The sequence below is a fragment of the Flavitalea flava genome (assembly GCF_054461575.1).
Window position 1 is genome coordinate 1 of the sequence record NZ_JBTLQH010000074.1, and the last position, 16,104, is coordinate 16,104.

Here is a 16,104-nt window from a genome sequence, read left to right on the forward strand (position 1 = left end):
CTGGTTAAGCTGATCGTTCATTGCACCGGACAGCAGGCGCATGGTCCGGTCTATACGCCTTCGGATTATGGGCTGGGCAAAGAACTGAATTATGCGGAGCTGGACCGGTTTATGGAGACGCCTGTTGCAGGCGGACTGCTGAAGGAGCAGCTGGAAGGGCTGTACCGGTTGAGCGGCTTACAGGAAGGGATGTTGTTCCACAGCCTGTATGATCAGCGGGCCGGCGCCTATATCGAACAATTCAGTTGTGAGCTGCGGGGGCTGGACAAGGAAGCGTTCAGGCAGAGCTGGGCGTATCTGCTCAGGCGGCATAGCATCCTGCGAAGTGGATTTTATGCGGATGTATTTTCGATACCGGTGCAAGCTGTATACCGGGAGGTGACGCTGCCGGTAACAGAGGAGGACTACCGGGGGCTGGAAGGGGCGGAGCAGGCCGAAGCGATCCGGCAATATGGGGAAGCGGACCGAAGACAGGGATTTGTAATGACAGCCGCACCGCTGATGCGCATTGGATTGCTGCGATTGGAGGAAGATTGTTACCGGATGCTGTGGACGCATCACCACATGCTCCTGGATGGATGGTCCGTGCCGGTATTACTGGAAGAATTATTAACCCGTTATGAAGAATTAGTGACAGCTAAAAAAACGCAGATCCCGACAATATCAGAAATTTTGGCCGGAGAAGGACTCGCGCAGACGGAAGATAAATACGAAGATTATATACGTTATATCGAAAGCAGGGACAAAGAAAAGGAAGGGGTATACTGGAGAGAATACTTATCGGGATTAACGGAAGCTACCTTACTGCCCTTTATAAAATCAACGGCTACGCGAAATAAGGGGATAGGTTTATACCAGGAAGAAAGACTGGAAATAAAGGAAGAAGAAACGGAGCGGATCGTTCGGTTTGCGCAAAGCCACCGGTTAACGGTCAACACATTGATGCAGGCGGTATGGTCCTATCTTTTATACCGGTATACGGGAAACAAGGATATCGTTTATGGGATAACGGTATCCGGGAGGCCGGAGGATCTACCGGGAGTGGAAAGACGAGTAGGGATGTATATCAATACCCTTCCCTTTCATGGGTGTATTAAGGAGGATCAGGATATATTGTCCTGGCTGAAAGGGATACAGCAGGAGCAGGCAGCAAGCAGGGAGTACCAATACAGTGGATTGAGCGGGATCCAACAAGGGTTGGGCATAACAGGAGATCTGTTCGACAGCCTGCTCGTATTCGAGAACTACCCGGTCAGCAAAGTGATCGAAGAACGCCAGTGGAGCCTCGGAATTGCCGATGTCCGGATTCATGAACAGGATAACTATCCCCTGAGCCTGACGATAGGCGTAAGTGACAAAATTACCGTCCGTTTTAATTACAATACGGCCTTTCTGGAAAAAGTGTATGTCAAAAAGATACAGGGGCATTTTGAACAGGTATTGCGCCAGTTTACATCAGAGACATTACCAAATGGCTTGTTAAGGGATATATCGGTTTTGACACTGCCGGAAATACAGGAATTGCTGGAAGAATTCAATAGCAAAAGAGCGGACTCTCCCCGGGAAATAACTCTGGCGGACCTGTTCCAGGTGCAGGCGGCCAGCACACCGGATAGGATAGCATTACAATTGGCGGATTCGCAGTTGACCTATCGGCAATTGGACGAGCGTTCGAACCAACTGGCCCATTATCTACAAAAATCAGGAGTGGGACCTGAAAGCCTGGTTGCAATCTGCATAGAACGTTCCCTGGATATGATAGTAGGAATAGTAGGAATATTAAAGGCCGGTGGAGCCTACGTTCCAATAGACCCGTCTTATCCGCAGGACAGGATCGGATATATGCTGGAAGATATGAGTGCGTCTATCCTGTTGACAAGTAATGTCTGCAGGTCTAAGGTGCCATCAGGGTTTTGCCCCAAGATCCTTGAATTGGATAAAGATTGGGAGATCATTAGCGATGAGCCGGATACCACGGTTCAGTCAGGGACTAATTCCTCACAGCTGGCCTATGCGATCTATACATCAGGATCCACAGGCCGTCCTAAAGGCGTCCTGGTTGAACATAGATCCGTCGTGAATCTTATCTTTTCCCAAACTAAATTTTTTAATATAGGAAAAGAGGAAAGAATTCTCCTGTTTTCCAATTATTGTTTTGATGCTTCGGTGGAACAATTGTTCCTGGCTCTATCCAACGGGGCCACCCTGGTTTTGTTTTCGGAAGGGCTGCAATTAAATGTAGAGTTATTCGAACATTTTTTAATAGAAATGAACATAACTCATTTGCATGCTACTCCAAGTTTTTTGGAAAACATAAACGTAAGCAGATGCGAAAAGTTAAAAAGAATTGTTTCAGGCGGTGAGGTTTGCGATTCGAAATTAGCCGATCGATGGAATACGCAGGTGGATTTTTATAATGAATACGGACCTACCGAAACTGCCGTTACCGTGATAGAACATCCTTGTATCGCCGGTCAGGGAAACTATTTGCCAATCGGCAGACCATTGCCGAATGTCTTTACCTGCATAACAGACAAGAAGGGCGAACTGGTTCCGGTAGGCGTAACAGGAGAATTATGCCTGGGAGGAATCCCCCTCGCAAGAGGTTATCTCAATCGTCCTGATCTGACAAAGGAATGTTTTATAACCCCTCCATTCGGCAGAAACCCTTCCTTTCAGGATGCCGTTACCAGTTCCACCCTTTATAAAACAGGAGATCTGTGCCGGTGGCTTCCTGATGGAAATATCGCTTACGTAGGACGAAACGATAACCAGGTAAAAATCCGCGGTTACCGGATCGAGCCGGAAGAGATCGAACGATTATTAGAGCAAAGCGGACTCGTGCGCCAGCTGATTGTACTACCGAAAACGGATGGAAAGGGGAACAGAAGGCTGGTGGGATATGTCGTAGCAGATGATGGATTGGACAGCGAAAAACTTTTTGCTTATGCGAAGAGCCAATTGCCGGAGTATATGATTCCTTCCTTATTTGTAATGATGGATCAGATGCCGTTGACCACAAATGGTAAAATTGATAGAGAACGCCTGCCGGCTCCCGATTTTTCCGACCGGTTAAGACACTCTTATACGGCCCCACGCAATGGAGTCGAACAGAAATTGACTGAAATCTGGCAAAGGTTATTAGCCATTGAACGAATAGGAATCCATGATGATTTTTTTGAACTGGGCGGAAACTCCCTTCTGGCTACCCGAATGATGTCCGCTATTTACAGAGAGCTGGACGTTAAATTTCCGATCAAATTCCTGTTTCAGCTTACCACTATCGAATTAATGGCTAAATATATCGGTGTCGGCAGAACGGCACAAATGGCCGAAACAGAAGGATATACCTCCATAAGAATATAATCAAAATCTGAACAGGACTCCCAAAAAAAGGATCTGAAAAGGACTCCCAAAAAAAATACTTATGTCAAATCTTCCATTAGTTGATGTACTTGATTTATTGGAAAAATCGAATGATGCCGGGATTAAAATTTCATTCGATAACGATGAGTTGATTGTAAATGTGCAAAAGGACAAGCGAATTGAACAGGCCATGCTAAACGAGTTGAAGGAAAAAAAACAGCATTTGATAGCCTATTTCAAAAGCCAGCAGGGAAACGAAACCTCCTTGTTTTCCCTGACTGCGATTAAGGTCCAAAAGGGCAGGGATAATGAGCATATTCCCTTGTCTTTTGAACAGGAACGCCTGTGGTTCATTGATCAGTTGGAGGGAAGCCTGCAATATCATGTGCCGACCGTATTAAGATTCGGGAATGATTTAAATGAAGCAGCCCTGGCTTACGCATTGCGAAACATAGTGAACCGCCACGAAGTGTTAAGGACGGTCATTGAACAAAGGGATGGCCACCTTTATCAAAGAATTTTAGAGGAGGACGAATGGGGACTGGAAGTTGTCGATGATCCTGCCTGCCGGAAAGATGAGGAAGCTTTGCAGGAGTATGTGGAAGGTTTGGTAAATAAGCCCTTTGATCTTTCCAGGGATCACAAATTCCGGGCACACCTGATCAGGTTGGATAACGAACAAAAGCTATTAGTGGTGACGATGCACCATATTGCTTCTGACGGATGGTCGGTCGGTATCATGGTAGAAGAGTTCAGGGAATTATATGACTCATATATGGAGGGCCGCCCTCCTCGGTTAAAGCCGATCGTTATACAATATGCCGATTACGCCATCTGGCAACGGGAACATCTTAGCGGAGAGGTGTTTGACAGGAAGGTCGCGTATTGGAAGGATCAATTGAAAGGTGTTTCGTCGCTGAATCTGTTAACAGACTATCCCCGGTCAATGATACAAAATATCGCCGGTGGAAGGGTTAATCAACATATCGGGAAGGAGCTGACAACTCAGTTGACTGAGTTCTCCCGAAAGGAAGGAGCTACTTTATATATGACCTTGCTTGCCGTATTTAAAATATTGCTGTATCGTTATTCCGGACAGGAAGATATTTGTATCGGGAGTTCCATAGCCGGTAGACAGCAGAAAGAAATAGAGGGATCCATTGGTTTTTTTACCAATACGCTTGCATTGCGGAGCGGGATGAAAGGGAATATGTCCATGGCCGATCTTTTAGGACAGGTCCGGCAAATGGCATTGGATGGGTATGAACACCAGGAAGTCCCCTTTGAGAAAGTTGTGGAGGTAGTGGGAATAAAACGGGAGCCTGGCCGTAACCCCTTATTTCAGGTCATGTTTGTACTGGAAAATACGCCCGGAGCTGGAGTTGTGAAAGGATCAATTGATCTTCTGCCCGAGGCCACCGGCAAGATCACTTCAAAATTCGATCTTACCCTTAGCATAGGCCAGTCACCATCAGGTCTGCAAATAAGTGTCACTTATCGGAAGGATCTTTATAAGGAAAGTACTATTGACCGCCTGGTTGGGCATTATGAGAACCTGCTGAAGAGTATTGTTGATTTTCCGGACAAACCTATTGGCTCCCTGAATATGCTAAAGGAAACTGAAAAACATCAGCTTTTGCAGGACTTCAATTTTGGCACGGGGTCTTTTGAACTGGACCAGACATTCCCTGATCTTTTTGAAGAGCAACAGAAAAAAACGCCGGATGCGATCGCTATATTTGCTGAGAACGGTCAGTTAACCTATAAAGAGCTAAACGACCGCGCCGGGCAGATTTGCGCTTACCTGAGGAAGAAGGGACTTCCAAAAGAAGGATTGGTAGCGATCTGCATGGATAGATCACCGGAAATAATAGCAGGTTTACTGGGAATAATGAAAGCAGGAGCCGCATATGTCCCGATTGACCCGGAATTCCCGGAAGACCGGATACGTTTTATCCTGGAAGATATTTCCTGTACAAACGTAATTACCGGAGCGAAGTATGAGAAAAAGTTGCAGGAGCTGATAAACAGGAATTGCTCACTGGCGGGAGTCAGTGTAGTAAATGCGGATACCATACCCTTTTCATCTGCCGGTGAAGACGAACTCCAAAAATCTTCCGTTCCGAATTGTAAAAATCTGGCCTATTTAATTTATACTTCAGGTTCGACCGGGAAACCAAAAGGAGTTATGATCGAACATAAAAGCCTGATGGATTATGTTTTGGGTTTACGGAAAAGAATTCCAGAAATATATGCCTGTAAATCCTTTGCTTTGGTTTCGTCGATGTCCGCCGATCTTGGTAATACGGTTGTTTTTAGTTCATTGCTTTCAGGAGGCACGCTGCACCTGCTTTCGGAGAACACGGTCAGCGATGCCACCCTGTTTCAACACTATTTCCAAAAACATGCCATTGATTGTTTGAAGATTGTTCCTTCCCACTGGGCGGCTTTATGTATGGAAGGGGATATTGTTCTACCTAAGCAATTGCTTTTTTTCGGAGGAGAGTCCTTGCCAAAAGGGTATATTGAACGTATCGCCCATTCAGGATCTTCCTGTATGATCATCAATCACTATGGGCCTACCGAAACAACCATTGGAAAGTTATTGCATGTCGTGGGCAAAGGCGAAATATATCCAGGGGCAATACCTATTGGGAAACCATTTTCAAATACCCGGGCCCTGATTCTATCGAAAGACCTTGCCTTATGTCCGGTTGGTACTGCAGGTGAATTATATATTGGGGGAGATGGATTGGCCAGAGGTTATATGAATCGTCAGGATCTTACAGCAGAACGCTTTATAGCAGATCCATCCGGTGATACAGGCGCGGGCTACAGACTTTATAAGACAGGGGATCTCTGCCGGTGGCTGGAAGACGGTAATATGGAATATCTGACCAGGGAAGATGACCAGGTAAAAATAAGGGGTTATCGCGTAGAGCCGGGAGAGATCGAAAACGTGCTTCAGCATACAACATTGGTAAGGCAGTCCTTTGTTCTGGGAGAAAAGGAAAAGGGAAGACTAGTGGCCTACCTGGTACCGAGAGGGAAATTCGACCTGGAAGGGATATTATGTTATCTAAAAGAAAAATTGCCGGATTATATGATTCCATCTCTGCTGGTGGAATTGGATCACCTACCCTTAACCAGTAATGGTAAGATTGACAGAAGCAGACTTCCAATGGCAGAACCAGGAGAGTCAGCGAACAACCCATACTCGCCTCCCCGTAACGAGCTGGAAATTGATTTGGCTGCTATCTGGCAGGAATTGCTGGAAAGGGAACGGGTTGGAATCCATGACGATTTTTTTGAATCCGGGGGGCATTCCCTGCTGGCCATCAGGGTAATTTCAGCTATCCGCAAACGATTGGGAAAAGAATTGTCTATCGGTGAAATATTCGAGCATCCTACCATAGCTGCCATAGGAGCCTTATTAACGGACCGATCCGGCCAAACAGACTATCTCCGGCTCTCTGCAAGGGAGAGACCTGAGCGAATTCCTTTATCTTTTGCTCAGGAGCGGCTATGGTTTATTGACCAGTTGGATGGCAGTGTACAATATCATATACCGGTAACTCTCCGGCTTAGGGGAGATATTCAAAAAGATGCACTTCTTTATGCACTACGTGGAATTGTAAATCGTCACGAGGTATTGCGCACGATAATCGAAGAGGAAGAGGGAAAGACTCATCAACGGGTATTGGAAAAAGATATTTGGGTATTAACAGAAATCGAAGGCCCTGATTTTGTGGAAAACCAACCGGCCCTGCTTTCTCTTATACGGCGATTGATCGACGAACCCTTCGATCTGTCCCGCGATCATAAATTGCGGGTGCATTTAATCCGGCTTTCAGAAACGGACCATGTTTTGGTAGCTGTACTTCATCACATTGCTTCAGATGGATGGTCAGGATCAATTATGGTGGAAGAGTTTGTGGAACTTTACGGATCATTTCTGGAAGAAGAAAGAGCGATGTTGTCACCTCTTCCTGTCCAATATGCAGATTATGCGATTTGGCAGCGGGAATACCTGAAAGGAGAAATATTAACAGACAAACTTTCCTATTGGGAAGAGAAATTGAAAGGGGCGGAGCCATTGAATCTTCCTACGGATTACGCACGCCCTTCTGTCAGAAGTATAAGGGGACGATATCATTATTTCCGGATCGATAAAGACCTAAGCGAGGCTCTTCAGGTTTTGTCTCTACGGCAGGGCGCAACCATATTCATGACCATGCTGGCTGCTTTTAAAGTTTTATTATACCGCTATAGCGGTCAGGGAAATATTACGGTGGGCACCGTTGTTGCCAACCGTAATATGCAGGAGGTGGAAGGTCTGATCGGCTTTTTCGTTAATATGCTTGCCTTACGGTCCGACCTGAGTGATAACCCAGCCTTCATAACATTGATAGAACGGGTGAAACAAACCACCCTGGAGGCCTTCGGGCATCAGGATACTCCATTTGAGAAAGTCGTCGACCAGGTGGTAAAAGACCGGGACAAGGGCAGGAATGCATTATTCGATGTATTATTTGTGTTACAGAATAATCCTAAGGCATTTTTGAATGGAAGAGAGCTGGGCGGCCTGGAAATTTTGCCGGAGCCTGTGGTCCACGAGACCTCTAAGTTTGACCTGACCTTTACCCTGCAGGAAGGAATGGAAGGCCTGGAAGGAACGGTAGAGTATTGTATCGACCTGTACAAAGGTGAAACCATTGCCCGGATGCTGGATCACTATAAGGAGTTGCTAAAGGCAATGGTAAAAAAACCTGACGGACGGATCATGCAGGTTGATATCCTTACCGTGGCTGAACGGCATCAATTGTTAAATACGTTCAACGATACCAAAAGGCCTTACCCGGAATCTATGACAGTGCCTGCCTTGTTCGAAGCGCAGGCTCAAAGTACACCCGACCATATTGCTTTGATTTTCGGAGAACAACAGCTTACCTACAGAACGCTTCATGAACGGTCAAATCAATTGGGCCATTTTCTGAAGGCAAATGGGGTAAAGGAAGAAACACTTGTAGCGATCTGCATCGAACGATCGGTGGAGTTGATGGTAGGTATTCTGGGTGTTTTGAAGGCAGGAGGAGCTTATGTCCCTATCGATCCAGCATATCCCACGGAAAGAATCCGCTACATTTTAGAAGATACGGGAGCGTCCTTGATAATAAGCAGCGGAAAATGCCAGGCAAGGATACCCACAGATCATGATTGTATGATCATTGCCCTTGATAAAGAAGAAGCGGCCTTTAACGGGGAACCTGTAGAAAATGTACCTAATGAACTTCACGCCGGCAATCTGGCCTATGTGATGTATACTTCGGGTTCTACCGGAAAGCCGAAAGGCGTAATGGTTGAACATCGGAATATTGTCAGCCTGGTCATGGGCATGGAATATCCTGAAATCCGGCAAACAGATATTCTGTTGGTAACGGGTTCGATATCTTTTGACGCCACGACCTTTGAATATTGGAGCATGTTATTAAACGGAGGACAATTGGTATTATGCGAAGAATCTGCTTTGATGGATGGTGATTTGTTGAAAAAGGAGATCCAAGAAAGGCAGGTAAATATAATGTGGTTCACTTCCTCCTGGTTCAATCAATTGGTCGATACTGATATAACAATTTTCGAAGGATTAGAGACGATCCTGATTGGAGGGGATAAATTGTCAGGAGATCATATCAGGAAAATACAGGAGGCCTGTCCTACCCTGGAAATTATAAATGGATATGGCCCAACCGAGAATACCACTTTTTCCTTAACCTATTCCTTTAAAGAAGAGGAGCAGGCCTGGCGCATACCCATTGGCCGTCCATTAAGCAATCGCAGGGCTTATATTCTTAACGGGCAGCAGGAGTTATGTGCTGTGGGCATAGTAGGAGAAATCTGTGTTGGGGGTGCTGGATTGGCAAGGGGATACTTGAACGGAAATGAGCTTACCGCTGAAAAATTTATTGCTGCCCCTTTTCACACAGAGCATGACTTTCGATTGTATAAAACGGGAGATCTCGGCCGGTGGCTGGAGGATGGGAACATCGAGTATATTGGAAGGGTAGATGATCAGGTAAAGATCAGGGGGTACAGGATAGAATTAGGTGAGATTGAAAGAGTGATGGAGGAAAGCGGCCTGGTTGACCAGGTCGTTGTACTGGCAAAAACGGATAGAAGCGGAAATAAGCGTTTGGTCGGATATGCTGTACCGGGAGTTGGATTTGGAAAAACGGAAATAATGCGATATCTGGAAATGCGTCTTCCGGAATACATGGTTCCATCCTTGTTGATTGAACTGGAAAGAATGCCTTTAACACCCAATGGGAAAACCGATAAGATGGCACTTCCCGATCCAGGGATGGATGAATTGGCTTTTGTAGCTCCCCGCACGGAGATAGAAAAAAAGATAGCCGAAATCTGGCAGGAGTTGCTGGAAGTGGAACGCGTTGGCTTACAGGATAATTTTTTTGAACTGGGAGGGGATTCTATCAGGATCATTAATGTGGTCAGCCGCTTGCGTAAGGCATTTTATAACGAAATAAATATTGCAGATGTTTATGAGTCTTCGGATCTGGAGCAATTGGCCGCGCTGATCAGCAATAAACAGCCGGTAATTAGGACATTTGCCGCAAAAACCCCGGATAATATCAACGAAGAGATAATTGCCTTAAAAAACAGCATAATTCCTGTTCTGCCCAGGCAGGAGGAAATAGAAGATGTTTATCCAATGAGTGATATCCAGAGTGGAATGGTATATACATCTTTGCTGGAGCCTTCCCTGGCCATCTATCATGATCAGATGATTTTTACCTTATCTAAGAACTTAGAAGCAGCTCTTTTTGAAAGAGCGCTGGTTTTCCTTGTTGAAAAACATGGTATTCTGAGGACGGCGTTTAATATGGAGGCTCATTCGGATGGAATTCAAATTGTTTACAAATCAGTTCCCGTAAAAGTTGAGTACTTTGATTTATCGGATGCCAGCCAGGGCGAAGCAAGTGAATTTATTCAAGGGTATATCCGCAAGGAAAGAGCAATTCCTTTTGCCGTCAATACTGCCCCGTTATGGCGTGCTGCGCTGTTTGGACTTTCTGACCAAAAAATATTTTTATTCCAGTTTCATCATGCCATTTTAGACGGATGGAGCGTGGCTTCACTTCACACTGAACTTAATAACCTGTATTTAAGTCTAGTCGGAAAACCCTGGCAGAAATCGCTCAGACCATTGTCTTGCAGCTACAGGGACTTTATTTTGGAAGGGATCGCAGAAAAAAGAAAAGAAGAAAATGAAATTTTTTGGAAAGCGGAGATGTCTGGCTATCAACGATTGGAATTATTTACACAGGAACCTGGATATCACAGGCTGGCAAAGAAATATAGTGAAAAATACTTAAGGACATTGACGCTCCGGACTAAAGGAGATAATATTTCCCTTAAAGGGTTGTTTCTGGGAGCTTACTTGTATACAATAAGCATGCTGACCTATGACGGGGAAGTGACCCTCGGGCTTGTCAGCAATAACCGGCCGATTATAGAAGATGGCGATAAATTGCTGGGTTGTTTTTTAAATACCATCCCTTTCCGTTTTGAGGTTAATCAGGAAGAATTTACCTGGAGGACCTATTTCGAAGCGATTGAGGCCAAACTTTCGGAATTAAAAAAAAGGGATAGAACAACCTTGTTCCAAATTGCTAAAATTACCGGGGAACGGACAGTTAATGGAAACCCCTTTTTCGACACCTTGTTTAATTTTATAAATTTTCACGTATATAATAGCCTGGAGAGCAGCCTGTCTGTTTCCGATCTGTTAAAAGCTAGCCATGATAGTGCATTAAATGAAGGATATGCTTCTACCAATACTTATCTGGACTGTACGGTAAATGTAACCGGAAACCAGTTGCAGGTAAATTTTTCCTCCAGAAAAAAACTGCTGTCCGGTTTGTCCCTGGAAGTGCTTCAGGGGTATTTCGACGCGGTTATGGATAACTACCTGGAGCATTATGAGGAAAGGATGGGCAGACATTCCGTTCTTTCTTTTGGAGAAAGGCGGAAGATTATTGATGTGTACAATGACACAAGGGCGGATTATCCGATCGACAAGACCTTGGTAGAACTGTTTGGAGAACAGGTCGAACGCCGTCCGGACGCGATAGCAGTCGTTTTTGAAAAGGAATGGCTGACCTATCGGAACCTGGACGAACGATCGAACCAGTTGGCCTGTTACCTGCGCAAAAAAGGTATTCGGGAGGGAATGCTGGTAGCACTTTGCCTGGAGCGATCGTTGGAAATGATCATCGGCATTTGGGGAATCCTGAAAGCAGGTGGAGCATATGTACCTATCGACCCAACCTTTCCTGCGGGGCGGATCGGGTATTTACTGGAGGATACCGGCATTGGGATTGTTCTGGCCAGCGGAGCCTGCAGATCCTGCCTGCCTGCAGATTACAAAGGTTTAATTATCGGACTGGACACGGAATGGGAGGAGATTACCAAGGAGCCTACGACCAGGGTTGCAGTTTTTTCCGAACCACATCATATTGTGTACGTAATTTATACATCTGGTTCAACAGGACGACCAAAGGGTGTCATGATCGAGCACCGGGGATTGGTCAACAGATTGTGCTGGGCTCAGCAATATTACGGCCTTACGGAGCAAGATGCTGTACTGCAAAAAACAACTTATTGTTTTGACGTATCTGTATGGGAGCTGTTATGGCCCTTATTAACCGGAGCGAAATTAATTTTTGCTCATTCGGAAGGACATAAGGATGTTGATTATCTTAAATGGATTATCGATTCCCAAAAAATAACGGTAATCCATTTCGTACCATCCATGCTGGAAATATTTTTATCCGAAGTGCATCCGGGTGATTGCACAACGCTTAAAAAAATATTATGCAGCGGGGAGGCATTGAAAAAATCTCATGTGCGTTTATGCGAATATCGCCTTCCTCATGCAGAACTGCACAATCTTTATGGACCTACAGAAGCTTCAATTGATGTTACGTATTGGAATACCTCCGACAGAACCTTGGAAGATAACCTTGTTCCGATTGGGAAACCCATTGGGAATATCCGATTATTTATTTCCAATAAATATCGTGGCCTTTCCCCGATAGGGGTACCGGGGGAACTTTGGATATCGGGCATCGGCGTTGCAAGGGGATATCTGAATCGTCCGGAATTGACGAGGGAACGCTTCCCGCCTGATCCTTTTGGAATGGATCCTGAAAAAGCGCCTGACGATATGGACGCCGGAATGTACAGGACCGGCGATCTTTGCCGGTGGCTTCCGGATGGCAATATCGAATACCTTGGCCGGATAGACGAGCAGGTGAAGATCCGGGGTTTTCGGATCGAACCTGGTGAGGTCGAACGGGTATTGGATGAGTGCGGTCTGGTGAAGCAATGTGCCGTCGTGTTCAGAAAAGATGCGCATGGGGAAGCCGGCCTGGTAGGCTATGTCGTACCCTGGAATGGAATGGAGCCGGAAGACATCAGTAGCTGTCAGGGTGAGATCCTCACCTTTTTAAAAAACCATTTACCGGAGTACATGATACCCTCCTGGCTGATAATACTGGGACAAATGCCTCTGACTCCAAATGGGAAGGTGGATCGGAAAGCCCTGTCAGGCATGGATCTTCCTGGTTTGGGGAGTAAAAAATATGCAGCGCCGGAAACTGAACTGGAAAAGCAATTAGTAAAGATCTGGCAGAAGGTGCTGAGTTGCGAACCCATAGGGATTTATGATAACTTTTTTGAATTGGGCGGGCATTCCTTAACGGCAACACGTATGGTATCGGCAATCCGGGGGGAGATGGAACTGGATTTGAAAATTAAGGATCTGTTTATTTATTCCACTATTTCCCGGTTAGCAAGCTATTTGCAAGGTTTGTCAGGAGGATTAAATATCCCTTTGCTGAGTCTGCATATCAGGCCGGACAGGATACCTCTGTCTTTTGCCCAGGAGCGGTTATGGTTCATTGATCAGTTGGAAGGCAGCTTTCCTTATCATATACCCATGATATTAAGGATGAAGGGCCTTTTGGTGCAGGAGGCCCTTGCCTATGCATTTCAGGAGATCGTGGCCCGTCATGAAGTTTTCCGTATGGCCTTGGAGGAACAGGATGGTAAAGCATTTCAGCGGGTAATGGAAAATGGAAAAATGATATTGACGGTGACAGAGGATCCGGTCTATAAAGAAAACGAAACAATTCTGCAATCCTATATTGATCAGTTGGTCAGGGCTCCTTTCGATCTTGCCCGGGATAATAAATTACGTGTACATCTCATCTGGTTATCCCCACAGGAATGGATTTTGGTTATGGTATTACATCATATCGCTTCGGACGGATGGTCTGCCGGCATCCTGGTCAAGGAATTGGTGGAATTATATGGAGCGTTTGTAGAAAAACGGGAACCACAATTGCCGGTCTTGCGATTTCAATATGCCGACTATGCGATCTGGCAGCGTCAATATCTTTCAGGAGCCCTGCTGCAGGGAAAGCTCGACTATTGGCGCAGGCAATTAAAAGGTATTCAGCCTTTGGGGCTCCCGACCGATTACACAAGACCTGCAATACAAAGCAATCGTGGAGGGCTGGTTGTTTTCCGGGTGGAGAAGGAAGTATGCGCAGGATTGCAACGGTTGTCCCAACAGGAAGGGGTAACACTTTTCATGACGTTTCTGGCAGCTTTTAAGATATTATTGTACCGTTACTGTGGTGGTCAGGGTGACATTGCCGTTGGTACGGTACTGGCGGGCAGATTACAGCAGGAAATTGAGGGGCTGATCGGTCTTTTTGTCAATACATTGGTGCTCCGAACGGAGTTGGGCGATAACCCGGATTTTATAACCTTGCTGCAACGGGTAAAACAAACGACGTTAGCAGCCTATGAAAATCAGGAGGTGCCGTTCGAGAAAGTAGTAGAGGCAGTGGTAAAGGAGCGGGATATGAGCAGAAACCCTTTGTTCGATGTCCTTTTTGTTTTGCAGAACAATATGATGGATACTGTTGATCAGGACAGTTTGCCGGGACTGGAGTTATGGACGGAAAAAGCAGATCATCATACAGCAAGATTTGATATGACCTTTTCTCTGGTCGAAAGCAGCGACGGATGGGAAGGCAGTGTGGAATATTGCAAGGAACTTTTTCGGAATGAAACGATCGACAGGATGGTCATTCACTTTAAAACTTTGCTGGTATCAATAATTCAACAGCCTGGACAAAGGATAGCGAATTTACCTTTATTGTCTTTGCCGGAACGTCGGCAATTAATTGATGATTTCAATGATACTAAAAAGGATTTTTTCCTTGATAAATCCCTGACTGACATTTTTGCAGAACAGGTATTGCGGAGTCCTGATGCGGTTGCCCTGGTGTCCGACGATGGAATATGGACATACCGGGAGCTGGATCTTCGTTCGAATCAATTGGGCCATTATTTAAAGAGTAAGGGCATCAAAGGGGAGAATCTGGTAGCCATTTGTTTGGACCGGTCATTTGAAATGTTCGTTGGTCTATGGGGGATATTGAAATCGGGGGGAGCATATTTACCCATCGATCCGGACTATCCTTCAGACCGGATCCGGTATATGCTGGAGGATGCGGGCGTGGAACTGTTAGTTACCAATAGTGCCTGCCGGTCCAGGCTTGCATTTGATCATCATGCTTTTGTCATTGACCTTGACCGGGATAAGGATCTTTTAGAAATGGAGTCAGGCCGATCCATTCATGGAATTGCTGGTCCGGCTGACCTTGCCTATGTACTTTATACTTCCGGATCTACCGGCCAGCCAAAGGGGGTAATGGTCGAACATGGCAGCGTGGTAAATTACCTGTTAAACGGCAAAACCCGGTATATGGAAGAAAATGGGAAAGTTGGCGGATCAGGAAGTTTCGTGCACTTGTCCTATACTTTCGATGCCTCTCTGACAGCCCTTTTTATGCCTTTGTTATGGGGCAAGCCTATAATTATCGGATCGGGAGATCCGATGGATGTATTTGCCGGAGAAAACTTCCTCAAATACGCCCCTTATGATTTTATAAAACTTACCCCTGCGCATTTGCCCTTACTGGAGTCGGTGATGCAAACGAGGAATAGTGAGTCTTTGACAGGAAGACTGGTCGTTGGAGGCGAGGCCTTGCACGCTAATCAGGTTGCTTTTTGGTTGAATGGAAAAACTGAGATCGTTAATGAATATGGGCCGACAGAGGCTACTGTAGGATGTAGCGTGTATCGCTTTTGTCATCTGGAGGAAGTGGAGGAAAACAATATATCGATCGGTAAACCAATCGATAATGTTCGTTTGTATATCGTTGATGCGTATACTCAACCAGTGCCCGTTGGAGTTACCGGGGAGCTCTGTATCGGGGGTTCGGGAGTTTCGCGAGGTTATCTGAACCGTCCCGAGCTGACGGCGGAGCGATTTATCTCCGATCCTTTCGTGGAGGGTCCTGGCCGGATATACCGGACAGGGGATTGGTGTCGCTGGCAGGCAGATGGGAACATCGTCTACCTGGGTCGCCAGGATGAGCAGGTGAAGCTGCGTGGATACCGGGTGGAGTTAGGAGAGATCAGCCGGGTACTGGAGCAGAGCGGGCAGGTTCGTCAGGCGGTCGTAAAGGTTTTTGCGGACAGGGCGGGTCATCCACGGCTGGCAGGTTTTGTGGTTCCGGAGGGTTCCTTTGACAAAGCGGGTCTGTTGGCGTATTTGGAAAGCCGTTTACCGGACTATAT

At 46.0% G+C, this 16,104-nt stretch carries 2 protein-coding genes; both read left to right on the forward strand.

Features of this window, described 5'->3' with window-relative positions:
* Window positions 1-3,366: amino acid adenylation domain-containing protein (locus ACX0G9_RS30425; RefSeq protein WP_459068764.1), on the forward strand; the 3,366-nt coding region annotated here is incomplete at its 5' end.
* A 61-nt stretch (window positions 3,367-3,427) separates the two neighbouring features.
* The coding region (locus ACX0G9_RS30430; protein ID WP_459068765.1) for an amino acid adenylation domain-containing protein at window positions 3,428-16,104 on the forward strand (12,677 nt) is incomplete at its 3' end.